This window comes from Ruegeria sp. CDSA034, assembly GCF_059612275.1.
Genome location: NZ_JBXWQH010000008.1, coordinates 37,282 through 58,402 on the forward strand (window position 1 = coordinate 37,282; position 21,121 = coordinate 58,402).

At 57.5% G+C, this 21,121-nt stretch carries 21 protein-coding genes, 1 other RNA gene and 1 riboswitch; of the genes, 10 read left to right on the plus strand and 12 right to left on the minus strand.

Going from position 1 to position 21,121, the window contains the following annotated elements; translation table 11 throughout:
* Positions 1 to 16 precede the first annotated feature (16 nt).
* From AC2FLJ_RS13995 to AC2FLJ_RS14015, 5 genes are all read right to left on the minus strand, one after another.
* Positions 17 to 1,594, minus strand: coding sequence for an ABC transporter ATP-binding protein (locus tag AC2FLJ_RS13995; protein WP_496706351.1), 1,578 nt, complete (start codon positions 1,592 to 1,594; stop codon positions 17 to 19).
* Positions 1,591 to 2,697, minus strand: coding sequence for an ABC transporter permease (locus AC2FLJ_RS14000; RefSeq protein WP_108861177.1), 1,107 nt, complete (start codon positions 2,695 to 2,697; stop codon positions 1,591 to 1,593). Before AC2FLJ_RS14000 ends, AC2FLJ_RS13995 begins: the two co-directional genes overlap by 4 nt.
* Positions 2,698 to 3,783 (minus strand): microcin C ABC transporter permease YejB, encoded by a 1,086-nt coding sequence (locus AC2FLJ_RS14005; protein WP_058279808.1) that lies wholly within the window; start codon positions 3,781 to 3,783, stop codon positions 2,698 to 2,700.
* A gap of 9 nt (positions 3,784 to 3,792) precedes the next feature.
* Positions 3,793 to 5,697 (minus strand): extracellular solute-binding protein, encoded by a 1,905-nt coding sequence (locus AC2FLJ_RS14010; protein ID WP_282153025.1) that lies wholly within the window; start codon positions 5,695 to 5,697, stop codon positions 3,793 to 3,795.
* A gap of 174 nt (positions 5,698 to 5,871) precedes the next feature.
* Complete coding sequence (locus AC2FLJ_RS14015) at positions 5,872 to 6,378, minus strand: c-type cytochrome (RefSeq protein WP_058272647.1); 507 nt, start codon at positions 6,376 to 6,378, stop codon at positions 5,872 to 5,874.
* A 119-nt stretch (positions 6,379 to 6,497) separates the two neighbouring features.
* Here AC2FLJ_RS14015 and AC2FLJ_RS14020 point away from each other — a divergent pair, with 119 nt between their 5' ends.
* Positions 6,498 to 7,331: a prephenate dehydratase gene (locus AC2FLJ_RS14020; protein ID WP_058279807.1), complete on the plus strand. Its 834-nt coding sequence runs from the start codon at positions 6,498 to 6,500 to the stop codon at positions 7,329 to 7,331.
* A 12-nt stretch (positions 7,332 to 7,343) separates the two neighbouring features.
* Here AC2FLJ_RS14020 and AC2FLJ_RS14025 read toward each other — a convergent pair whose 3' ends face one another.
* Genes AC2FLJ_RS14025 through nudC form a run of 3 tightly spaced genes read right to left on the minus strand, consistent with a single transcriptional unit; the run spans position 7,344 to position 9,326 of the window.
* On the minus strand, positions 7,344 to 7,811 hold the full coding sequence (locus AC2FLJ_RS14025; RefSeq protein WP_496699312.1) for a GNAT family N-acetyltransferase: 468 nt from the start codon (positions 7,809 to 7,811) through the stop codon (positions 7,344 to 7,346).
* 26 nt (positions 7,812 to 7,837) lie between these two features.
* Positions 7,838 to 8,305: an SRPBCC family protein gene (locus tag AC2FLJ_RS14030; RefSeq protein ID WP_058272507.1), complete on the minus strand. Its 468-nt coding sequence runs from the start codon at positions 8,303 to 8,305 to the stop codon at positions 7,838 to 7,840.
* A gap of 40 nt (positions 8,306 to 8,345) precedes the next feature.
* A complete protein-coding gene (nudC, locus tag AC2FLJ_RS14035; protein WP_496706354.1) occupies positions 8,346 to 9,326 on the minus strand; it encodes an NAD(+) diphosphatase in 981 nt (326 codons plus the stop codon).
* Positions 9,327 to 9,533: 207 nt separating this feature from the next.
* Here nudC and AC2FLJ_RS14040 point away from each other — a divergent pair, with 207 nt between their 5' ends.
* The 3 genes from AC2FLJ_RS14040 to rsgA all read left to right on the plus strand — a co-directional run bounded on the left by AC2FLJ_RS14040 (position 9,534) and on the right by rsgA (position 12,688).
* The gene (locus AC2FLJ_RS14040) at positions 9,534 to 11,363 is read left to right on the plus strand and encodes a bifunctional 2',3'-cyclic-nucleotide 2'-phosphodiesterase/3'-nucleotidase (RefSeq protein ID WP_496706489.1); all 1,830 of its coding nucleotides are present in this window, start codon (positions 9,534 to 9,536) and stop codon (positions 11,361 to 11,363) included.
* A 39-nt stretch (positions 11,364 to 11,402) separates the two neighbouring features.
* Positions 11,403 to 11,501: signal recognition particle sRNA small type (gene ffs, locus AC2FLJ_RS14045), an RNA gene on the plus strand.
* A gap of 158 nt (positions 11,502 to 11,659) precedes the next feature.
* The gene (gene rsgA, locus AC2FLJ_RS14050) at positions 11,660 to 12,688 is read left to right on the plus strand and encodes a ribosome small subunit-dependent GTPase A (RefSeq protein WP_496706356.1); all 1,029 of its coding nucleotides are present in this window, start codon (positions 11,660 to 11,662) and stop codon (positions 12,686 to 12,688) included.
* 8 nt (positions 12,689 to 12,696) lie between these two features.
* Here the strand turns inward: rsgA and AC2FLJ_RS14055 are convergent, their stop codons facing one another.
* The gene (locus AC2FLJ_RS14055) at positions 12,697 to 13,554 is read right to left on the minus strand and encodes an alpha/beta hydrolase family protein (protein WP_496699321.1); all 858 of its coding nucleotides are present in this window, start codon (positions 13,552 to 13,554) and stop codon (positions 12,697 to 12,699) included.
* 144 nt (positions 13,555 to 13,698) lie between these two features.
* A riboswitch (cobalamin riboswitch) is annotated at positions 13,699 to 13,918 on the plus strand.
* Positions 13,919 to 14,002: 84 nt separating this feature from the next.
* On the opposite strand from AC2FLJ_RS14055, the gene AC2FLJ_RS14060 reads away from it, so the two are divergent.
* Positions 14,003 to 14,410 carry a hypothetical protein gene (locus AC2FLJ_RS14060; RefSeq protein WP_496706358.1) on the plus strand — a complete coding sequence of 136 codons (408 nt, stop codon included), beginning with the start codon at positions 14,003 to 14,005 and terminating at the stop codon, positions 14,408 to 14,410.
* Between the two features lie 7 nt (positions 14,411 to 14,417).
* On the opposite strand, the gene AC2FLJ_RS14065 is transcribed toward AC2FLJ_RS14060, so the two are convergent.
* Positions 14,418 to 14,915, minus strand: coding sequence for a protein-tyrosine phosphatase family protein (locus tag AC2FLJ_RS14065; RefSeq protein ID WP_496699325.1), 498 nt, complete (start codon positions 14,913 to 14,915; stop codon positions 14,418 to 14,420).
* A 157-nt stretch (positions 14,916 to 15,072) separates the two neighbouring features.
* Between AC2FLJ_RS14065 and AC2FLJ_RS14070 the strand changes: the two genes are divergently transcribed.
* The 3 genes from AC2FLJ_RS14070 to recR all read left to right on the plus strand — a co-directional run bounded on the left by AC2FLJ_RS14070 (position 15,073) and on the right by recR (position 17,984).
* Positions 15,073 to 16,824 (plus strand): DNA polymerase III subunit gamma/tau, encoded by a 1,752-nt coding sequence (locus AC2FLJ_RS14070; protein ID WP_282120276.1) that lies wholly within the window; start codon positions 15,073 to 15,075, stop codon positions 16,822 to 16,824.
* 157 nt (positions 16,825 to 16,981) lie between these two features.
* The gene (locus AC2FLJ_RS14075; RefSeq protein ID WP_108861168.1) at positions 16,982 to 17,326 is read left to right on the plus strand and encodes a YbaB/EbfC family nucleoid-associated protein; all 345 of its coding nucleotides are present in this window, start codon (positions 16,982 to 16,984) and stop codon (positions 17,324 to 17,326) included.
* 64 nt (positions 17,327 to 17,390) lie between these two features.
* Positions 17,391 to 17,984 carry a recombination mediator RecR gene (gene recR / locus AC2FLJ_RS14080; RefSeq protein WP_496706360.1) on the plus strand — a complete coding sequence of 198 codons (594 nt, stop codon included), beginning with the start codon at positions 17,391 to 17,393 and terminating at the stop codon, positions 17,982 to 17,984.
* Between the two features lie 53 nt (positions 17,985 to 18,037).
* Here the strand turns inward: recR and AC2FLJ_RS14085 are convergent, their stop codons facing one another.
* Entirely contained in the window at positions 18,038 to 18,883 is an 846-nt protein-coding gene (locus AC2FLJ_RS14085; RefSeq protein ID WP_496706362.1) for an FkbM family methyltransferase, read from the minus strand.
* 180 nt (positions 18,884 to 19,063) lie between these two features.
* Here AC2FLJ_RS14085 and AC2FLJ_RS14090 point away from each other — a divergent pair, with 180 nt between their 5' ends.
* The gene (locus AC2FLJ_RS14090) at positions 19,064 to 19,552 is read left to right on the plus strand and encodes a hypothetical protein (RefSeq protein ID WP_496699331.1); all 489 of its coding nucleotides are present in this window, start codon (positions 19,064 to 19,066) and stop codon (positions 19,550 to 19,552) included.
* Here AC2FLJ_RS14090 and AC2FLJ_RS14095 read toward each other — a convergent pair.
* The gene (locus AC2FLJ_RS14095) at positions 19,549 to 20,190 is read right to left on the minus strand and encodes a ribonuclease T2 family protein (RefSeq protein WP_496699333.1); all 642 of its coding nucleotides are present in this window, start codon (positions 20,188 to 20,190) and stop codon (positions 19,549 to 19,551) included. The two genes, AC2FLJ_RS14090 and AC2FLJ_RS14095, sit on opposite strands and share 4 nt — an antisense overlap.
* Before the next feature lie 128 nt (positions 20,191 to 20,318).
* Here AC2FLJ_RS14095 and AC2FLJ_RS14100 point away from each other — a divergent pair, with 128 nt between their 5' ends.
* Positions 20,319 to 21,080, plus strand: coding sequence for a DUF1013 domain-containing protein (locus AC2FLJ_RS14100; protein WP_108861163.1), 762 nt, complete (start codon positions 20,319 to 20,321; stop codon positions 21,078 to 21,080).
* Positions 21,081 to 21,121 lie beyond the last annotated feature (41 nt).

Below are 21,121 nucleotides of genomic sequence, written 5' to 3' on the forward strand. Positions count from 1 at the left end.
CCCGGGCGGGCTGGTTTCAGCCCGCCGCCGCTATCAGTTCGCGGGTATAGTCTGTCTGGGCGTTTTCAAAAAGGTCTTCGGCCGCGCCCATTTCGATGACGTCACCGTTTCGCATGACAATCACATTGTGGGACATCGCACGCACGACTTTTAGATCGTGGCTGATAAACAGGTAGGCCAGTCCGTATTTGCGCTGCAAATCGCGCAACAGGTCGACGATCTGAACCTGCACAGTCATATCCAAGGCGCTGGTCGGTTCATCCAGAACCAGCAACTTTGGCCTGAGGACCATGGCTCGTGCAATGGCAATACGCTGACGCTGCCCGCCCGAGAATTCGTGCGGATAGCGGTCCATCGCAGCCGGGTCCAAGCCCACTTCGGTCATCACTTCGGTCACCAGCTCCCGTGGCGAGCGGTGCGGGTCGACCTTGTGGATCGCCAGCCCCTCGGCAATGATCTGCTGGCAAGTCATCCGGGGACTGAGGCTTCCGAATGGGTCCTGAAACACAATCTGCATATCCTTGCGCAAGCGCCGCAACTCTCGCGTCGACCAGCGGCGTACATCCTGATCGCGGAAGGTTATCGCCCCTTCGGACGCAATCAACCGCATGATCGCTAGCGCCAGCGTTGTCTTACCCGAGCCGCTTTCGCCCACAATCCCTAAGGTTTCACCGGCGCGTACGCTGAGCGTTGCATCGTTCACCGCCTTCACATGGCCAACTGTGCGTTTCAGGAACCCGCGCTGGATCGGGAACCAGACCTTAAGGTGATCGGTGCGCGCTACTTCTTCGGCGTCGGGTGCCACAGGATCGGGGTGACCAGATGGTTCGGCCGCCAGCAGCTTGCGGGTGTAGGGGTGTTGGGGGTTGTCAAAGATCTCCTGGGTCGCGCCAGTTTCGACAACCTCGCCATCCTTCATCACACAGACCCGGTCGGCGATACGGCGCACGATCCCAAGGTCGTGGGTGATGAAAAGCATCCCCATATTCTCAGATTTCTGAAGCTCGGCCAGCAATTCGAGGATCTGCGCCTGAATGGTCACATCCAGGGCCGTTGTCGGCTCATCCGCGATCAGGATATCAGGCTTGTTGGCAAGTGCCAGGGCGATCATGACGCGCTGGCGTTGGCCACCTGACAATTGATGCGGATAGCTGTCCAGGCGCTCCTCGGGATCGCGGATGCCAACCTTGGTCAGCAGTTCGACGATCCGGGCCCGTGCAGCATCACCTGTCAGACCCTGGTGCAGGGCCAGTGACTCGGCCATTTGTTTCTGGATCGTGTGCAGCGGGTTGAGCGAGGTCATCGGCTCCTGAAAAATGAAGCTGATATCGTTACCGCGCACATCCATCAGGTGCTGGTCAGACGCGCCGATCATCTCCTGCCCTTCATAGGTGACCGAACCTTCGACAATCGCACTGTCACCCAGCAAAGACACTGTCGACAGCGCAGTGACTGATTTGCCGGATCCGGATTCACCCACCAGCGCAACCGTTTCACCCCGATCAACAGTAAAGGACACGCCCTTGACTGCTGCGCTCACCTGCCCGTCCTGACGGAACGAGACCTTGAGGTTGTTCACATCCAGCAGGCTCATGAAAAGGTCTTTCTGGGATCAAATGCATCGCGCACGCCTTCGAAGATGAAGACCAGTAGCGACAGCATGATGGCAAAGGTGAAAAAGGCGGTGAAGGCCAACCAGGGTGCCTGGAGGTTCTGCTTGGCCTGTAGGGTCAACTCACCCAAAGATGGGGCCGAAGATGGCAGGCCGAAGCCCAGAAAATCCAGCGAGGCCAGGCCGCCGATGGTACCCGTAACGATGAAGGGCATGAAGGTCAGCGTAGCGACCATCGCGTTGGGCAGCATGTGGCGGAACATGATTGTCATATTGCCCACACCCAGTGCCCGCGCAGCGCGCACATATTCCAGATTTCTCGCCCGCAGGAACTCGGCGCGCACAACGCCCACAAGCCCGGTCCAGCTGAACAAGATCATCAGCGCCACAAGCAGCCAGAAGCTTCGACCCAGAATGGCAAACATGATGATGATGACGTAAAGCGAAGGCGTCGCTGACCAGATCTCGATGATCCGTTGGAAGATCAGGTCCAGCCAGCCGCCAAAAAAGCCCTGAATGGCCCCGGCGAATATCCCAACCAGACTGGCCACACCCGTGACCATAAGCGTGAACAAAATCGACAGTCGGAAGCCATAAATTACACGGGCCAACACGTCGCGCTTGGTGTCATCCGTGCCCAGCAGGTTTTGCCCGTTGGGTGGCAGCGGCGCTGCACCGGGGCGATCAACGCTGGTGTTGAAGGAATACGGGATCAACGGCCAGACGGCCCAGCCACGCTCGTACCCTTCTGCCTGGAATGTACCGGCCTTGATTTCGTCGATAATCCCCTCGGGATCGTCAAAACAGTCTTCGATGCCACCGCTGTCGATCAAACACTGAACCTCGGGGTCGCGATAGATCGCCTCGGTCTGGAAATCACCGCCGAATTCGGTTTCCGCGTAGAAATTGAAGATCGGTGTGTAAAATTCACCCCGGTATTTTACGAGGATTGGTTTGTCATTGGCGATGAACTCGGCGAATAGCGATAGGCCGAAAAGGACGGAAAAGACCATCAGCGACCAGAATGCACGCCCATTACGGCGAAAATTGCGCCAGCGACGCTGGTTGAGAGGGGAAAGTGCCATTTACCCCTCCCGCTTTTCAAAATCGATGCGCGGGTCGACCAGCACATACATCAGGTCACTGATGATGCCGACAACCAACCCCATCAAGCCAAAGATGAACAAGGTTCCAAAGATCACCGGATAGTCGCGCGCCACTGCGGCCTCGAAACCCAGACGGCCCAGACCGTCGAGCGAGAAGATCGTCTCGATGATGATCGACCCCCCGAAGAACACACCGATGAAAACCGCAGGGAATCCGGCGATTACGATCAGCATCGCGTTGCGGAAAACATGGCCGTATAGAACCTGGCTTTCGCTCAGACCCTTGGCGCGGGCGGTCATGACATATTGTTTTTTGATCTCGTCCAGGAACGAGTTCTTGGTCAGCAGAGTCAGCGTCGCAAAGGCAGAAATCGTCAGCGCGATAATCGGCAGGGCAATGTGCCAGAAGTAGTCGACGATCTTGCCAAACAGGCTGAGGCTGTCCCAGTTATCCGAGGTCAGCCCCCGAAGCGGGAATATCTGCCAATAAGATCCCCCGGCAAACAGAACCAACAGCAGGATCGCAAACAGGAACCCAGGAATGGCATAGGCTACGATGATCGCGCCGCTGGTCCAGGTGTCGAATTGTGACCCGTCCTTAATCGCCTTGCGAATGCCCAGCGGGATCGACACCAGATACGCGATCAGCGTGGACCACAGACCCAGCGAGATTGACACCGGCATCTTCTCTAACACCAGATCGGTTACGCTGATCGACCGAAAATAGCTCTCACCAAAGTCCAGCGTCAGGTAATTGCCCATCATGTTGAGGAACCGCTCAACCGGAGGTTTGTCGAACCCGAATTCCTTTTCCAGCTCTTCGATAAACTCGGGCGGAAGGCCACGCGCACCAATGTAGCGGTCATTCGTGCCGCCGGTCTGTTGCTCGATGTCACTGCCGCCGCCGGCGATCCCTTCGAACACATCACCGCCACCTTCCAACTGGGCGATGATCTGTTCAATCGGACCGCCAGGAACGAACTGAACCAGCGTGAAGTTGACGATCATGATCCCAAGCAGGGTTGGGATGACCAGCAACAGTCGTCTAAGAATATATGCTCCCATGGGGGCGGATTACCTCAAGGCGCCGGAGGATTTCAACTCGGCTTCTTTCTCTTCGTTGATCCACCAGAGGTCTTCAACACCCAATGCGTAAGGCGGCAGATTTTCCGGGTATTCGTACATGTCCCAGTAGGCAACCCAGTGCTTGCCCAGATACCACGTGGGAACCATGATCCGCTTGGCGCGCAGGACGCGGTCCAATGCGCGGACATTTGCAAACAGCTCTTCGCTGTCTTCGGCAGAGGCAATGTTATCGATCAGCGGTTCGATATCCGGGCCATGCACACCCGACGGGTTGAAGACCGAGTAAGAGGCCGCTTCGGTTCCGAACTGCTGATACAACCCTGTCGACGGCTGCAACGACCTCGGGTACCCGCCAACAATCATGTCGAAATCACGGTCCCGGCGGCGCAAGGTGAACTGGGCGTTGTCCACGCGGTTGTAGCTCGCATCAATCCCCATTGCCCGCAAATTGGCGACGAAGGGTTGAATAAGCCTGTCCAGCGTTGGCTGGTCGGACAGAAATGCAACAGACAGCACTTCGCCCTTGTCGTTGCGACGAATGCCGTCATCCCCAACAAGCCAGCCAGCTTCGTCCAGCAGTTTCATCGCCTTGCGCAAGTTGCCACGGTCATTTTGACGGGCGGCCCGGGATTCATGCGCCGAGACCGGTTCCTCGGTCAGGATGGCAGGGTCCAGCGCGTCGCCCAATTCTTGCAACACCTCAAGCTCGCGCCCTTCGGGCAGACCGGTCGCCTCAAGATGCGTTCCTTCCCAGAACGAACTACGCTGCTGGAATAATCCATATTGCAGGCTCTCATTCGTCCATTCGAAATTATACGCCAGCTGGATAGCTTCGCGAACGCGGGGGTCCTGAAACTTTGGCCGGTCAAGGTTCATGATGAAGCCCGACGCTGACGGCACATTTCCGTCTGCCAGTTCAGCCCGCACGACAGAACCATTCGCAATTGCCGGGAAATCATAGGCCGTTGCCCAGCTTTTCGAGTTGTTTTCCTGCCGAAGGGTAAATGTGCCCGCCTTGAACCCCTCCATCGCAGCAATGGAATCGGCGAAATACTCAACGCGGATGGTGTCAAAGTTGTTGCGGCCCACATTGACGTTAACGTCGTTGCCCCAATAATCGGGGTTGCGCTTGTAGACGATGCGCCGGTTGATGTCATAATCATCCAGAACATATGGCCCCGAACCGATACCCGGATCCAGCCGCGACTTGTCCAATCGGCGGTTTTCAGGGTCTTCCTCGAACCATTTCTTAGAGAAAATCGACGTGGCCCCAACTTGAGAAATCCGGCCCCGGCGGGGGAAATCTGGCGAAAAGTAGAACTTTACACGATGGGTATCCAGCGCCTCGGCCTTGGGGATCCGTTGGCGAATTGCGTCGGCATAAGATTTCAGCCCTTGGTCCAGCAGCAGATTATGGGAAAACACCACATCCTCAGCTGTCACCGGTGTGCCATCGGAAAACCGCGCCTCGGGGCGAATGTTGAAGATCACCCAATCATAGCTTTCGGGATACTCCAGGCTTTCGGCTAGCAGGCCGTAATAGGCCGCAGGTTCATCATAGGACGGAACCAGCAGACTTTCGTAGTGATCTGCCGACCTCGCACCAGCCCGGCCCTGCCTGGTATAGGGATTAAAGCTGTCGAACGTGCCTTGCGCCGCATAGGAGAGTTCTCCACCACGTGGCGCATCCGGGTTCACATAGTCGAAATGCGCAAAACCGTCCGGATACTTCAAATCACCGAATTCCGAGAACCCGTGTGATTTGATGATCTTTTCCTCAGCAAAAAGCTGAGTTGCAGCGGCTGCACAGAGCAATGCCCCCAAAGCTAGAATGTGAACTAAGCGTCCGAAATCCCTTGTTCGCGCTAAAGCGGTAACTCGATTGGATTTCATGTGGTTCATCCCCTGCTCGTTGACGTCTTTAATATTGTTTGCGCCAGCTAAAAGACCAGCACTGCCAGTTTCAAGTTTAGAGTGCGTGAACACTTTGTGAAGATTTACTTAGACAAAAAATAAAGCCGCTGCACGGGGCAGCGGCTTTTGAATGCGTCAAAACTGAGCGAAAGATCAGTTGATGGTCTGCAGATAGGCAATCAGGTCGGCCCGTTCCTGCGGTTTTTTCAGACCCGCAAAGCTCATGGATGTACCTGAGATATAGGCACTGGGGCGGGTCAGGAACGCATCCAGCGCTTCGGGTGTCCAATTGCCGCCATGGGCTTGCATCGAAGCTGAGTAGCCAGTGAAACCTTTGGCTGAAGCAACCGGGCGATCCACGATTGCAAACAGGTAGGGGCCAGTGCCGTTGGCGCCGTCTTCCAGCTTGTGGCAGGCAGTACACTTGCGGAAAACCCGCGCGCCCTTGTCGGGGTCTGCGGCGGCCAGCATGTCTTCGAACACCACTTCTTCGCCGTCAGCGCTTTCACCGGAGCTTTCGGTTTCGATAATATACGAGGCCGTCTCACCATGCCCATCCGCATGGTAAAGCACTTCGGCACCCCATTTGGCCAAAAGCAGCACCAGGAAGGTGCCAAACAGGCCTGCTGCGGCCTTGGTAACTGTCATCGTGTCGAACATTGATCGCGAGTCCATTTCAGCTGTCTGCGGGGTGTCTAAGGCTTCCCCTTACAAGAGGCAAGGTATAGACACCGCGACTAAACGCCCAATTATCGAACTTGTTGCACGGAATCGACCAAATGACCAAACGTATTGCATTTCAGGGAGAACCCGGCGCCTACAGCCACGAGGCCTGCCGTAATGCCCGCCCCGATATGGAGGCCCTGCCCTGCCGGACTTTCGAAGATGTGATCGAATCGGTGCGCGCAGGTGAGGCTGAATTGGCAATGCTGCCGGTCGAAAACACCACGTATGGCCGGGTCGCCGATATCCACCGTTTGCTTCCCCACAGCGGGTTGCACATCATCGAAGAAGCGTTCGTGCGCGTTCACATCAACCTTCTTGCCGTTCCCGGGGCCAAAATCGAGGATGTCACCGAGGCACACTCGCACCTGGTTCTGCTACCGCAATGCGCCGGGTTTTTGAAAGAACACAACATCAAGGGACGTGTCAGCCCCGACAACGCGCGTGCGGCCCGCGAGGTCTCGGAACAAGGCGAGGTGCATTCAGCAGCATTGGCCAGCGAGTTGGCCGGCGAAATCTACGGCTTGAACGTTCTTGCCCGGCACATTGAAGACCGCGACAACAACACCACGCGCTTTCTGGTGATGTCACAGCAGGCCGACATGTCACGCCGCGGAGAACATGGCATGATCACCAGTTTTGTTTTTCAGGTGCGCAACATTCCGGCTGCGCTTTACAAGGCGATGGGTGGGTTTGCGACCAACGGCATCAACATGACCAAGTTGGAAAGCTACATGGTCGATGGGTCGTTCACTGCGACCCAGTTTTATGCCGATATCGTGGGCCACCCGGACGACCGGAACGTACAGCTGGCAATGGAAGAACTGGAACACTTCACCACGAATGTCGAGATTTTGGGCGTCTACCCAGCGGCTCAACCGCGCGGTTGAAGCGACCTCGGCTCAAATCACGGAAAAGCTTTTGCACTGGGCACCCTCGTGCTCCCGATAATCCACAAAGCCCATCGCCGAATAATAGGCCAATCCTTCGGCGTTTGTGGCCGAAATGGTCGCATCAATGGCCGGTAGGCCACTTTCCCGTGCCGCCAAGAGTGTTGCATGAAACAGGGCGCGACCGACACCGCGCCGGGCGGCCGACGGGCGAATATGCGTTCCAATGACGCCCCACCCGACCGGAGCACCATATGGGTTGTTTTCAACCGCCCATTTCAGTGATTGAAACCCCAGGACCTCTTCTCCCTGAACAGCGACGGAACATCTGATCCGGTCGGGGTCGGCCACGTAATGCTCGCGGGCAAAATCAACGTCGCAGCGCTTGTTACGCTTTCCGGCCGCTGCGATGTCCCGCAGCACCTCTGAGATACCTTGGGCATCCGTCAAAACCGCCTCACGAACAATAAAACTATCCATCTCGTTCTCACCAAAGCTTTGGATAATCAGCCGCCATGAATGTGACGTTGTTCCATTTCCCGAGCGAACTCGGTCAGGCGCAACTGAAACTGTCGGCGAAACCGGGATTGCCCAAGCCGGAGCGATTGTAACAGCAGCCGCGCAGGCAGGGATTTGGCCGACAGGGACATATCAACGCTTAGACGCGTGCGGCGCTGCGACAGGGCCAAAAGCTCCACCGTCGTGACCCCGTTCATCCCCTTGCTTGCCGCTTCGAACCGCATCAGCAAAGGCGGGTCGCATTCGGCCATCTGCACGGAAATCTGACGTGGCTTTCCGCGTAACCTGAATTCTGTCTCCCAACTGGTGCCCGGAACAACGCCCAATTCGCCCGAAATCCGCCGGACGTCGATCCCGCGCCGCATCGCGATCCGTTCGAATCGGTCAAAGTCGGCCACCATTTCGAACACCGAGTTGATGGGAGCTTCGATATCTTCGCGCACTGTAAACTGCATTGTGGTTCGGGGTTCTCTCGCTTTTCAGAACAGTATTTTGTCAGTCCAATGTATCCGCAAGCCAGTTTTGCAAAAGAAAATGCGCAATCGCTCCCTTGCGGGCTGGCAGCAAAACGGGGTGTTCGCCGGCAAAGGCCTGCATCATCTCGGATTTGGTAACCCACATCGCATCTTCGATTTCGACCGGGTCGATGGTGATGCCGCGCGACAACGCCTCACCCGCGCAGCCGAACATCAACGAGGCCGGAAACGGCCAGGGTTGGCTGGACAGGTAACGGACCTCACCTACGGGCACCCCGGCCTCTTCCATCACTTCCCGCCGGACCGCTGCCTCAAGCGTTTCACCCGGTTCAACAAACCCTGCCAACAGCGAATACATCCCTTCTGGCCAGCCGGGTGAACGTCCCATCAACACTGAATCACCTTGCGTAATCAACATGATGACGACCGGATCAGTACGCGGAAAGTGCTGCCCACCGCAGGACGGGCAACTGCGCTGCCACCCCGCCTGCGCAAGTTCGCTGGCTGCGCCACACCGGGCGCAAAATCGATGCGTTTCGTGCCATGCGGTCACCGCCTTGGCCGAAGCCGCCAGTTCGGCGTCACGCGTCGACAAACGGGTCATGATCCGGCGCAGTTCGGCAAAGACATGGCCGTGGGGCAAGTCCGGGTGCTGTTGCTCTGACTTGTCGATAAAGCCTCCGACACCGGACACGTCCAACCCATCAGCCGTCCAGTCCGAAATATCAAAGGCAAACACCGGCGCATCGTCCGACAGCCCCAAGAACACAGGCTGCTCGACAGAACCTCCCGGCCCGGTTTCGACCAGCTTATGTGACATGGCGATCAGTCCCAACTGATCCAGCGCCTCGCCCTGAACCAAAACCTTACCGCGCCACAAGAGCAGGCATTTTGCATTGGGATGCCCCCGCGCCCCCGCGACCGCATCAGCATCCCCGCGAATATGCGCCGCACGATCCAGCCCCGAGCTACCAAACGTCACATATTCCGCATTTTTCATAAGTTATCCTTAGACTTGTCCGCACAGGGCTGCCATGTCGGCCAATCAGTTGCAACGGTATTTCACCCCCAAAACCACAGGTCGCCATCGAATGAACACAGCTAAGCCTTGCAATTCACTGTGATTAATCTTTTTGTTGAAAATGACTAAGACAAAACTGCCAAAAGTAGAAATTTGAAACCTTCCCCTTCTCTGCATCCGCAGACCGTGCGGGTCCGAATACTGGCCACCACGGATCTTCATATGAACTTGAGGAGTTTTGATTACTATTCTGACACCCCTGAACCCACAATCGGCCTGACCCGAACCGCCAGCCTGATCCGTGAAGCCCGAACTGAGGCGCAGGCGGATGGCTCAACCGTGCTGCTTTTTGACAACGGCGATTCGCTGCAGGGAACTCCGGTTGGGGAGCTGGCCGCCGAGCAGGCCGATAAGCCTCATACGCTGATGCAGGCGTTTGGCGCGTTAGAGTATGATGCGATCGGGTTGGGAAATCATGATTTCGGGTTCGGTCAAGATATACTGGACAGCATCCTTTCGCAGGCCCCCTGTCCAGTGGTTTGCAGCAATGTTCATCGCCCGGGTGCCAACGAGGTCTGGCAGGATCAGGCAGTTCTAACCCGCCGGGTTGAGGTCGCGGGGCACCAAGCCTCGCTAACCGTCGGCGTCTTCTCGGTCGTTCCGCCGCAGACCCGGAATTGGGAATCTCATCGGCTGGGTAATGACGTCCGGATAGACGACATTCTGACCTGCGCGCGCACTAAAGTGTCAGAGCTTCGATCCCACGGCTGCGACGTGATCATCGCGCTTGCCCATACGGGGCTGGGGTCCGTCGACCCCGCGCCCGATCTTGAAAACGCGATAATCCCCCTTGCCGCGATTGAGGGCATTGACGCCATCATCGCCGGGCACACGCATCTGACCCTGCCGGGGAAGTCACACGCTGGGCTGGAACACGTCGATGCCACTGGCGGTATGGTGCATGGCACACCTGTTGTCATGCCGGGATCTGCCGGATCTCATCTTGGCGTGATTGATCTGACGCTGGTTGCCTCGGCAGAAAAGGGCTGGTCGGTCGCGGCTCATCGCACTGAACTGCGCCCAGTCTCAGGTGCTGACCCGGCGGCCGAAGACCCGCTGTTGGTGGCGCTGTTTTCAGATGTGCATTCCGCAACACGAAAACGGGCCGCGGAACCGATTGGGCATACGGATCAGAGCCTGCACAGCTATTTCAGCTTTTGCGCCAAGGATCGCGGGCTTGCGATGGTGGCCGCAGCACAGGCTTCGGCCGTGCGCCAGATCCTGAAGGGCACACCCCATAAAGCGACACCATTGCTGTCTGCCGTGGCACCTTCGAAGTTCGGTGGTCGCGCCGGGCCTCGCTTTTACTCGGACATTCCTGCGGGCGTCATGCGTATGCGGCACGTGGCTGATCTGAACATCTTTCCAAACGAACTTCGTTCGGTCGCGGTGACAGGAGAGCAAATCAGAGATTGGCTTGAAATGTCTGCGGGCGTATTCAATCAGGTGAAACCCGGCGTGCAAACTGAATTGGTCAATCCTGATCGAGCCGGACACAATTTCGATGTTCTGTTCGGGCTAAGCTACGTGATCGACCTGAGCGTTCCGCCTCGGTTCGATGCGGAAGGGCGACTGGTAAATCCGGCATACCAGCGCATCTCAGATCTTCGTTTCCAAGGCCACGCGGTGACGGCCGAACAACGCTTTGTCGTTGCACTGAACAATTATCGGGCCAGCGGCGGCGGGCATTTTCCGATCATACGGGACGCCGAAATCATCAACGTTCCGGCTTTGCCGATCCAACACGCGCTAAAGGATTACCTGACCGGTGCAATGCCCGCTGAATCGCTGGAACAGGGCCCCTGCCCATTCCGTTTTGCGCCCATGCCGGGATCCTCTGTCCTGTTGAAGACCGGCCAACAGGCACAACGTCACCTCGCAGACATCGCAGAGTTCAGCCCAACGCTGGCTGGAACGGATGCCGAAGGGTTTTTGCGCATTCAACTCTCACTGTGACGGGTTGTCATTTCTGCGTGTCTTCCCTATATCGATTTTCGAGAGGTTGGCGCGGGCGAGCGCCTCGCCAACCTGGTCAGGTCCGGAAGGAAGCAGCCACAACGAGCCCCGCTTGGGTCGATGTCCAACCTCTCACTTACTTGAATCGTTAGCCGCAGGAGGGCTTTTATGATTGTAGCAAAAACCCTTTGGGCAGAGCGTTTCTGAGGCCGACCCTCACACCTGCCTGAACACATTACCGCTGGATGCGCGACCGCCATCCAGACGGATAGCTGTACCTGAACACAGGCAGAACAATGTCTTTTACACTTTCGGACCTGGGATGGTCCTCACACTTTGCCGCCCAACATGCGGCCAATCCTACATGCGCTCCCTTTCGCATCACAGCCGTTCACCGTGATCGTCTGATCGGTGCAAACATCAACGGTGAAGCACCGCTGCTCACCCTAAACCAGCCGACGGGCGACTTTGCCGTCGGCGACTGGGTATTGGCGGATGATCAAAACCGGGTTCAACACCTGCTGGAGCGCCGCAGCCTTTTGAAACGCCGCGCCGCCGGAACTGGGGCCGAGGCCCAGTTGATCGCCGCCAATGTGGATGTGCTGTTCATCGTCAGTTCCTGCAATGCCGACTTCAATCTGGCCCGGCTGGAACGGTATTTGGCTTTGGCACATCAGGCCGGGTGCTATCCGGTCGTCATACTAACCAAGGCCGATACCTGTACCGATCCTAGTAATTTCTCCAAAGCAGCCGAGTCGCTGGCTCCGTTTTTGACCGTACTGGCAATCAATGCTTTGGATACCCTGGACGTGCAGCAAGTACTGTCCTGGTGCCCTCCTGGACAGACCGCTGCATTGGTTGGCTCATCCGGTGTCGGCAAGACAACATTGGTCAACGCCATGACTGGTCTGGATGAGGCAACGTCCGGTATTCGCGAGAACGACGCGCGCGGGCGGCACACGACAACTGCCCGCGCGTTGCATCCGATGCGGAACGGAGGCTGGTTGGTCGATACACCCGGCATGCGGGCTTTGCGGTTGCTGGATGCACAAGATGGCGTCGATGAGGTCTTTTCCGACATTCTGGAATTGGCCCAAACCTGCCGCTTTTCCGATTGTCAGCATCAGGCCGAGCCGGGATGCGCTGTGCAGGATGCGATTTCCATCGGATCCCTTGACACAGAGCGGCTAGAGCGTTGGCGAAAACTGCGGCGCGAAGATGAAAGGAACTCGGAAACCGTGGCGCAGTCTCGCGCGCGCGACAAGGCCTTTGGTAAAATGGTACGATCGGTGAAGCAGGACAAGAAATCCCGCAAAAAGCTGTAAGTACCGGCTCAGGCGATCAACCGGGGCCATATGGCCGCATTTCGGCGCGCAAATGCGCCGATGTGGCCAACCTCGGCCAATCCAAAGTCCTTCGGCGACAACTGATGCCGGCGGGCTTTGGGACCGTAAAGATCGGCCAAGCGCCAAACCGCGTTCGGCGGCACCACCTGATCATCGTCCATTGTGAACAGATCAACGGGTGTTTCCGACGCAGCCCAACGGGCGTCTGGAAGGCTTTTGCCGATATCCGGCACGTAGCTCAGCGCAGCGGTGCACCATTTGCGCCACTGCCAGTAGACACGTGCCGGAAGGTCCGAGCCGAACCCAAGTGCCTTGCCCGGCAGGTATCCCAATGCCTTAACCAGCAATGGCGGGTGGGCATACCAGAACATTGTCGCCAGTGCGCGATACGGCCAGGGGTGGTCGGATAACGTCACCAAACCTGAACAGACACAGATCATCCGGTCGATCTGCTCAATATCGGGCTGAATTGGCCCCAGCATTCCACCCACCGAATGGCCAATGCTCCACTGCTGGGCGGCGGGAAATCTGCGTCGCATTTCAGCGCGAGCAGCGGGCATGTCGATCAACGCCCAGTCAGCCATCGTGGCCTGCGAATCGCGCAGGCGCCCGTGTAGAGAGTGGCCAAAATCGCGATAGTCATAGGTCAGACAGGCCATACCCTGTTCTTCCACCAACCACCGCGCAAAATGCTGGTAATAGTCGCGCGGTACGCCTGTGGCTGCATGGACTACAACCGCCACATCAGGTGCCGAGGCAGGCATATACAGCCGTGCCGACAGTTCGGCCTCTCCGGCAGAAAACGTGAAGTCTTCGGTCAAAACGACCGGAGTGTTGTCCAACATGGTGCCCTCGCAAGCATCTGAACTATTCGGTTCACATATGGCATATCGGCGCTTTTGCGCGACTAGAGTCAACAGATTTTCAAAGTGACCAAGCGTCCACTTGAACGATGGAAAACAGCCCGCTTGACTCAAGCCACCTACAACCGCTAGCGATGAGGTGATGGTTCTCGTCCTTATATTGGGGCGGGATGAAAAGGGAACTCGGTGCGGTCCAGCCCGGCAAAGCCGGAACGGACCAAGGCCGCGACTGCCCCCGCAACTGTAAGCGGTAAGCAATGCCGAAATACCACTGGCCGAAAGGCTGGGAAGGTCGGCAAAGCAATGACCCGCAAGTCAGGAGACCTGCCATCAAAGTAAAAACCGAAACTCGGGCGGGGTGTCCGGGCAGGCCTTCAGTACGCTGAGTTCCCTGTTCCACGTCCCCCGCTCACCGCGCGGAGGGCGCATTATGATCTGGAAGACAACGACCCACGAATTCAACGCCACCCTGTGCCAGAAAACGGGGAAAACCTGCCCCGCATTGGCCCAAATGGCTCGGTCATTGGCCGAGGCGATGGCAACAGCACAACCAATGACGACCAGCGAATTTGAGGTGGACGGCTCCAGCGAACTGACCCATTGCGATGAGGGTTGCACCGCACGGTTTCGCGCCAGCCCGGCCCGGATCAGGGTCTATTGCGGGGCAAACACGGGCGACTCGGCCGACACGTTGGACGAATACGCCGATATGATGTTCAACCCTGACTTTTCCACTCTGCCTGCTGGTGTTTTGGCGGCCTTGCCTTGCGCCATGCTTCAGGCATCGTCCCTTGCACCGCGTCCATCGCATCAGGTTGTTCAACAAGCCACGGCCTGATCCTAGTTCACCGATCGCTCTGGGCCGGTTTCATGGCCCAAGCCATCTGCTCATCCGTTTCCACCGCACATGGTCGGGCCAAGCGCAGCCGGTTTAGCGCGTGGTTTGGATCTTCACCGCTTTCCACCATGAGCCTCAGCGCGACCATCCCCGACCGCCCACAACCGCCCCGGCAATGCACCAGCACGCGTCCACCGTCGGACAGAACCTGCCGGGCGGCTGCGCTGGCTTGGGGCCAAAGAGTTTCGATTGGCAGGGGCGGCGTGCCAAAATCCTCGACCGGAAGATGCACCCAGGTAGCGGACCTGCTTTGAACGTCTCGACCAAAACCGCCTGCGCCGATCTGCTGCATCTCGGCCTCGGTGGTCATTGAAATCACCAGATCGGGGTTCCAGTCCTGTATCACCCTCAAATCGTCCACATACCCACCGCCGCCGCCAGGCAAAGGGGACAGCGCCATGGTGCCTGAGCCAACAGGCAGCGCGTAGATTGCAAATTTTGCCAAAGCTTATACTCCTACTGCCACCGGCCCACCAAATTTTGACAGCCGGTTTATCCCGCTTACAGACGCGGTCCAAACCGAAATTCCACAAAGCCTGCTGTGGACGCGGGCGGCCCGGGTCTCTACGCTGCATTTCTGACACGAATCTGACAGAGCAGACATGACCGAAACGCCCAGCCCCGCCTATCAGGTTCTTGCCCGCAAGTACCGCCCTGAAACCTTTGCAGATCTGGTTGGACAGGACGCAATGGTGCGCACGCTGAAAAACGCGTTCGAAGCGGATCGGATCGCGCAGGCCTTTATCATGACCGGTATTCGCGGCACCGGCAAAACCACCACCGCCCGGATTATCGCCAAAGGTATGAACTGCATCGGTCCCGATGGTGAAGGCAAACCAACGACCGAACCTTGTGGTCAGTGCGAGCATTGCGTTGCCATCATGGAAGGACGCCATGTCGACGTGATGGAGATGGACGCCGCCAGCCGGACCGGTGTGAACGACATTCGCGAGATTATCGACAGTGTCCGATATCGTGCCGCCAGTGCGCGTTATAAGATTTACATCATCGACGAAGTTCACATGCTGTCGACCAGCGCCTTCAATGCGCTGCTCAAAACGCTCGAGGAACCGCCCGAGCATGTGAAGTTCATCTTTGCGACGACCGAAATTCGCAAGGTGCCGGTGACCGTACTGTCCCGCTGTCAGCGGTTCGACCTGCGCCGGATCGAACCTGAGGACATGATCGGTCTGCTCAACAAAATCGCCGCAGCGGAAAACGCACAGATCGCAGAAGACGCGCTGGCTTTGATCACACGCGCGGCCGAAGGATCTGCGCGCGATGCGACCTCGCTGTTGGATCAGGCGATCTCACATGGTGCAGGGGAAACAAGCGCCGATCAGGTTCGGGCAATGTTGGGCCTTGCAGATCGCGGGCGCGTTCTGGATCTGATGGACATGATTCTGCGTGGCGATGCGGCTGGGGCATTGACTGAGTTGAGCGGCCAGTATGCCGAAGGGGCCGATCCGCTGGCTGTTCTGCGCGATCTGGCCGAGATCACCCATTGGGTTTCCGTGGTCAAAATCACGCCCGATGCCGCCGATGACCCCACCGTTTCACCGGATGAACGCGCACGGGGTCAACAGATGGCCGAGGCGCTGCAGATGCGGGTGTTGACACGCATGTGGCAGATGTTGCTGAAAGCGCTGGAGGAGGTCTCTGCAGCACCCAACGCGATGATGGCCGCCGAAATGGCAATCATTCGTCTGACCCATGTGGCCGATTTGCCAAGCCCCGAAGAGCTTATCAAACGACTACAGGATGCGCCTCCACCCCCACCAAGCGGGGGACCTGGCGGTGGTGTGGCTGTGCCAACTCATGCACCTGCACAGGCGACGTCCTCTGCGCATCTCTCGGCGCAACGCGGGCCTGCAGGGGCGCCCACCGCAGCGCTTGCCCAGGACGTCCAGACCGCGCTGGCACACTATCCAACCTTCGAATACGTGGTCGAACTGATCCGCACGAACCGGGATGTAAAACTGTTGGTTGAGGTCGAAAACGGCGTGCGTCTCGTCTCGTATTCCCCGGGACGGATCGAGTTCACGCCGACGGACAAAGCGCCGACCGATCTGGCGCAAAGGCTTGGTTCGGCCTTGCAACGCTGGACCGGAAACCGATGGGCCGTCTCAATCGTGGCCGACGGGGACGCAGCAACAATCGCCGAGGTTCGCGACGCGGCTGATCTGGCGTTGAAAGCGCAGGCCGAACAACACCCGCTGGTTCAAGCCGTTCTGATGCAATTCCCCAAAGCGCGCATCAAGCGGATCGAAACCCCGGAGGAACGCGCCGCCAAGGTCGAAACCGAAGCCCTGCCTGAGGTCGAAGACGAATGGGATCCGTTCGAGGAGGATTGATCCGAACGACCAAAGCAGAAACACTCCCGCGCTGCCGGGCCCAACGGGAGGAAAGGTCTTGCCAAAGACCTTGACGACGGGCGGGAGAAGCTCTCCCCTTGTACCCCACCGGCAGCATCCGTATTTAGGCGGCAAACTGATTTGCAGGAGAAAAGCAATGCTCAAAGGACTCGGCGGTCTGGGCGATATGGCCAAGATGATGAAATCCGCACAGGATTTGCAGACCAAGATGACGGACATGCAGGAAGAGCTGAACAACCTGATGGTTGTAGGCGAATCCGGTGCAGGGCTGGTGAAGGCCACCGCCACAGCAAAAGGCGAGCTGAAGGGTCTGGACATCGATCCGTCGATTTTCAATGGCGACGATAAGGAAGTTGTCGAAGATCTGATTCTGGCCGCTATCAAGGACGCGCAAACCAAAGCGGCCGAGCGCTCTCAGGCAGAGATGGCAAGGCTGACCGAAAGCATGGGTCTGCCCGCAGACATCAAGCTGCCGTTCTGATAGACACTCCTGACGACCCAAAGGCCGGGCACAACTGCCCGGCCCTTTTGCAGGAGCGCACGCCGTGAGTTCGAACAGCGATATCGACAATCTGATCGACCTGATGGCCAAACTGCCGGGCCTCGGCCCCCGTTCGGCTCGCCGCGCGGTGCTGCACCTGATCCGAAAACGCACCCTGCTGCTGACGCCCCTGTCGGACGTAATGCAGCAGGTGGCCGCCACCGCCCGCGAATGCCTGAATTGCGGCAACGTGGGCACCACCGATATCTGCGACATCTGCGATAGCGAGGATCGCGCGATCGGAGAGTTGTGCGTGGTCGAAGACGTCGCCGACCTCTGGGCGATGGAACGCGCTGCAGTTTTCAAGGGTCGCTATCACGTTCTGGGCGGCACGCTGTCTGCCTTGGACGGCGTCGGACCGGACGAGCTTCGCATCCCCCGTCTAAAGGATCGGGTGATGGCCGAAGGGATCACCGAAGTCATTCTGGCGCTGAACGCGACCGTCGACGGCCAGACCACAGCCCATTACATTGCCGATCAGTTGGAGGGACAGGTCCGTCTGACTTCACTGGCGCAGGGTGTGCCGATTGGGGGCGAGTTGGACTATCTGGATGATGGGACGATTACCGCTGCGCTGCGGGCAAGGAAAGAACTGTAGGTAACCAAGCTACGGTCAGAGCGCACAGAGGTTTAACCTGAGCAAAGCTACTTTTAGTGCAATTCCACCCGAGACAGATAGAAGTCTGCCCATTTGCGGTCTCTTCCGGACAAGTAACTAATACACCTTGAGCTGCTAATGCGTCGCAGCCTTTTGTTGCGCGACCCAATAATATACACGTATTCAAAGCTGTTTAGGATGTTTCGAAAAGCCTGTTCGTCATGAGACGGCTTGTCTATCCTCCATCCTTCAAAACAAGCCAGATCAACGCGCTGCCAGAAGCTTTCGGGCAATTCACTCATCAATGCCTCGTCCAGCCCCTGTGTGTCGGATTTCCAAATCAGGCGTCGGTCACTGGCCTCGTCCCCCATGCATTTATCTAACAGCCCCTCAGTTATTCTTCTGATTTTGGCGACGATGACCTGATGCTCACGGCCGGCCACGGCGTCTCGATTGAAGGAAAAATTCCCACCATTTACGCTGTCTTTGTAAAATGCCAGTTCACCGTCTGATTGCCCTAAGCCAAAGTCGAAAACCGACACCATGGGCATCGCTTTGAGGTTGCGCTTCAGATGCTCCGTATTATCCGGGCTAGGTTCAAAACATGATGCTGATATTACCTGAGGGTAGTTGATCAAGACCTGCCGGGAAAAAAGACCGACATTCGCACCGATATCGATTAGGTGATAGGGTCCAGTTGGACAGGCTTGCCCGATAAACCTGGTTTCGTTGAAGCTCCATTCTTCATGCTGGGCGACATGTGGAAATATCGAGCCATCGGTAAGAAGGGAAATCTCATTGCCTCCTTCGAACTCACCGCGCAGGGGGCTGTTTTCTGACAATAAAAATTGAATTGAAGCGCATCTCTTGCGCAACAGTTTGGTCATTTCACGATTCATGAAATCGGTCTCCCGCCAGACACAACTACAGCTTAGGTCGCCAAATTAAACAAAAAACCTGCACCAACAAGTGCACACCGCTTGTCACACAAAACCTCTTGGTGTGATAAGATCTAGTAGGTATCTCAGACCTAATAACCTTCCTCACCGGGAATTGCCCTGTTTTGTCCGGAGCTTTCAATGACCCGTATTCTCGCCCTTGTCTTCGCCGCATTCACCGCATCATCCGCCCTGTCACAACAACTCATCGACAAAGGCTTTGTCGAAGGTTGGAACATCATGATGGACCCCGCGCTTGGCAACGGGTGCTTGATCCAGACGATCTATCAGGATCTCTCAGTCGTGCGGCTGGGCTATGACGCGCTGGACAATCGCGGGTATTTCGCCGTCTACAACAAGGCGTGGGGCGACATCAAACAGGGCGAGAGTTATCCGATCCGGTTCGATCTGGACGGCAAAAGCTATGACGCCACTGCCATCGGCTTCAATCAGCGCGATGTGCCAGGCGCAACCGTGTTTTTCACCGACCGCAGCTTCGTGAATGCGATTGCGCAGAACAAGACTATGACGGTTTACAACCCTGCGGGTGAGACGGTGATGGCGATTGATCTAAAAGGCACGGCCAAAGCGCTGGAATATGCCCGGGACTGCCAGAACAATAAGCTCTAACGAATCGGATCAAACAGGGCGTCTTTGGCGGTACAATCTCGGATCACGTCTCGCCCACAAGGCACGGGTTCAAGGTCGCGCGACAGGCACAGGCGGACCTCTTCTATATAGCCCTGCTTGCAGGTCACAGTGATCATGTCGCGCTCAAGGCCGGGGTTGGCTTTCAGAAAGGCTTCTTCCACGACCGATGCAGGTAATTTGACCGAGGCATCCAGCTTGCGGAATACCCGAGGACGCTCAACCGCCTCATACGCCTGCCGGGACAGCGCATAATAGTCGGACGCGCTGAGACCCGAGCAGGTGCCGTGCTTTTTCCACTGATGCCACGCCAGACCGGAACTACCCTGAATATCGGTCATTTTGCGGGAATTAGCGCGCGATGGCGGCGCCTCGGGCGTGCGGCAGAAGGCGGGCCAACCCTGATGGTACTGAGGCCACAGACCATGCAGGATCCAGCCATGGTCATGCCGGGTGTCGCATTGATCCGATCCGCGCGCGTCGCCTTCGCGGGCGCACCAGTTGGGCGACCAGCTAAGCGACAAGACATAGTAGTCAAACTCGCCCGCTTTTTCGCCATCGCCCAGCGCCGCCATTGCACCAAAAACCCACGAAACCAGCCCCAAAACAACCCAGCGCATTCGCCTCTTCCCTTCTTGCCTTGGCGCGACTATATACGGACCAAGTTCCCCGACAACGGAAACCTGCCCCAAAAAAGGGGCCGCCGAATTCCGGCGACGGGAAAGATGTATTTATAGGAGACGGGCTGATGGCAAAACCGCTTATGGCCAAGGCAACAGCCGTATGGCTGGTGGACAACACCACGATCAGCTTCAAGCAGATCGCGGATTTCGTAGGCATGCACGAGCTTGAGGTGCAGGGCATCGCAGACGGCGATGTGGCCGCTGGCGTGAAAGGCTTTGACCCCATCGCCAACAACCAGCTGACCCAGGACGAGATCGACACCGCGCAGAACAACCCGCTGCACAAGCTGAAGCTCAAGTTCAACCCCGCTGCAAGCGGCGAGGAAAAGCGTCGCGGTCCGCGCTATACCCCGCTATCCAAGCGTCAGGACCGTCCGAACTCGATCCTGTGGCTGGTCAAATTCCACCCAGAACTCAGCGACGGTCAGATCGCCAAGCTGGTGGGCACCACCAAGCCAACCATCCAGTCGATCCGTGAACGGACCCATTGGAACATCTCCAATATGCAGCCGATCGACCCCGTTGCGCTAGGTCTGTGCAAACAGTCCGAGCTGGACGCGATCGTGCAGAAGGCCGCAGCAAAGAAAGCTGCCGAAGGTGGCGTCATGAGCGATGACGAGCGCCGCAAGCTGGTCTCGACCGAACAGTCGCTGGAAATGGACGCGGCGCCGAAGATCCCGACTGCCATCGAAGGTCTGGAAACATTCTCGCTGTCGGACGAGCCTGCGGAAGAGAAAGAAGAAGAACCAATCCTCGACGCGGACAGCTTCTTCAACCTGCCCAAAGGCGGTGCCGACGACGAAGACGAAGACGATCCGCGCCCCTAAAGCACAGACAGCCCCGGCCTGAACGGACCGGGGCTTTTTTA

Bases quoted from the DNA above. Each gene is read 5' to 3' on its own strand.
- AC2FLJ_RS13995 (WP_496706351.1), bottom strand. From the start codon at position 1,594: ATGAGCCTGCTGGATGTGAACAACCTCAAGGTCTCGTTCCGTCAGGAC.
- AC2FLJ_RS14000 (WP_108861177.1), bottom strand. From the start codon at position 2,697: ATGGCACTTTCCCCTCTCAACCAGCGTCGCTGGCGCAATTTTCGCCGT.
- AC2FLJ_RS14005 (WP_058279808.1), bottom strand. From the start codon at position 3,783: ATGGGAGCATATATTCTTAGACGACTGTTGCTGGTCATCCCAACCCTG.
- AC2FLJ_RS14010 (WP_282153025.1), bottom strand. From the start codon at position 5,697: ATGAAATCCAATCGAGTTACCGCTTTAGCGCGAACAAGGGATTTCGGA.
- AC2FLJ_RS14015 (WP_058272647.1), bottom strand. From the start codon at position 6,378: ATGTTCGACACGATGACAGTTACCAAGGCCGCAGCAGGCCTGTTTGGC.
- AC2FLJ_RS14020 (WP_058279807.1), top strand. From the start codon at position 6,498: ATGACCAAACGTATTGCATTTCAGGGAGAACCCGGCGCCTACAGCCAC.
- AC2FLJ_RS14025 (WP_496699312.1), bottom strand. From the start codon at position 7,811: ATGGATAGTTTTATTGTTCGTGAGGCGGTTTTGACGGATGCCCAAGGT.
- AC2FLJ_RS14030 (WP_058272507.1), bottom strand. From the start codon at position 8,305: ATGCAGTTTACAGTGCGCGAAGATATCGAAGCTCCCATCAACTCGGTG.
- nudC (WP_496706354.1), bottom strand. From the start codon at position 9,326: ATGAAAAATGCGGAATATGTGACGTTTGGTAGCTCGGGGCTGGATCGT.
- rsgA (WP_496706356.1), top strand. From the start codon at position 11,660: ATGTCTTTTACACTTTCGGACCTGGGATGGTCCTCACACTTTGCCGCC.
- AC2FLJ_RS14055 (WP_496699321.1), bottom strand. From the start codon at position 13,554: ATGTTGGACAACACTCCGGTCGTTTTGACCGAAGACTTCACGTTTTCT.
- AC2FLJ_RS14060 (WP_496706358.1), top strand. From the start codon at position 14,003: ATGATCTGGAAGACAACGACCCACGAATTCAACGCCACCCTGTGCCAG.
- AC2FLJ_RS14070 (WP_282120276.1), top strand. From the start codon at position 15,073: ATGACCGAAACGCCCAGCCCCGCCTATCAGGTTCTTGCCCGCAAGTAC.
- AC2FLJ_RS14075 (WP_108861168.1), top strand. From the start codon at position 16,982: ATGCTCAAAGGACTCGGCGGTCTGGGCGATATGGCCAAGATGATGAAA.
- AC2FLJ_RS14085 (WP_496706362.1), bottom strand. From the start codon at position 18,883: ATGAATCGTGAAATGACCAAACTGTTGCGCAAGAGATGCGCTTCAATT.
- AC2FLJ_RS14090 (WP_496699331.1), top strand. From the start codon at position 19,064: ATGACCCGTATTCTCGCCCTTGTCTTCGCCGCATTCACCGCATCATCC.
- AC2FLJ_RS14095 (WP_496699333.1), bottom strand. From the start codon at position 20,190: ATGCGCTGGGTTGTTTTGGGGCTGGTTTCGTGGGTTTTTGGTGCAATG.
- AC2FLJ_RS14100 (WP_108861163.1), top strand. From the start codon at position 20,319: ATGGCAAAACCGCTTATGGCCAAGGCAACAGCCGTATGGCTGGTGGAC.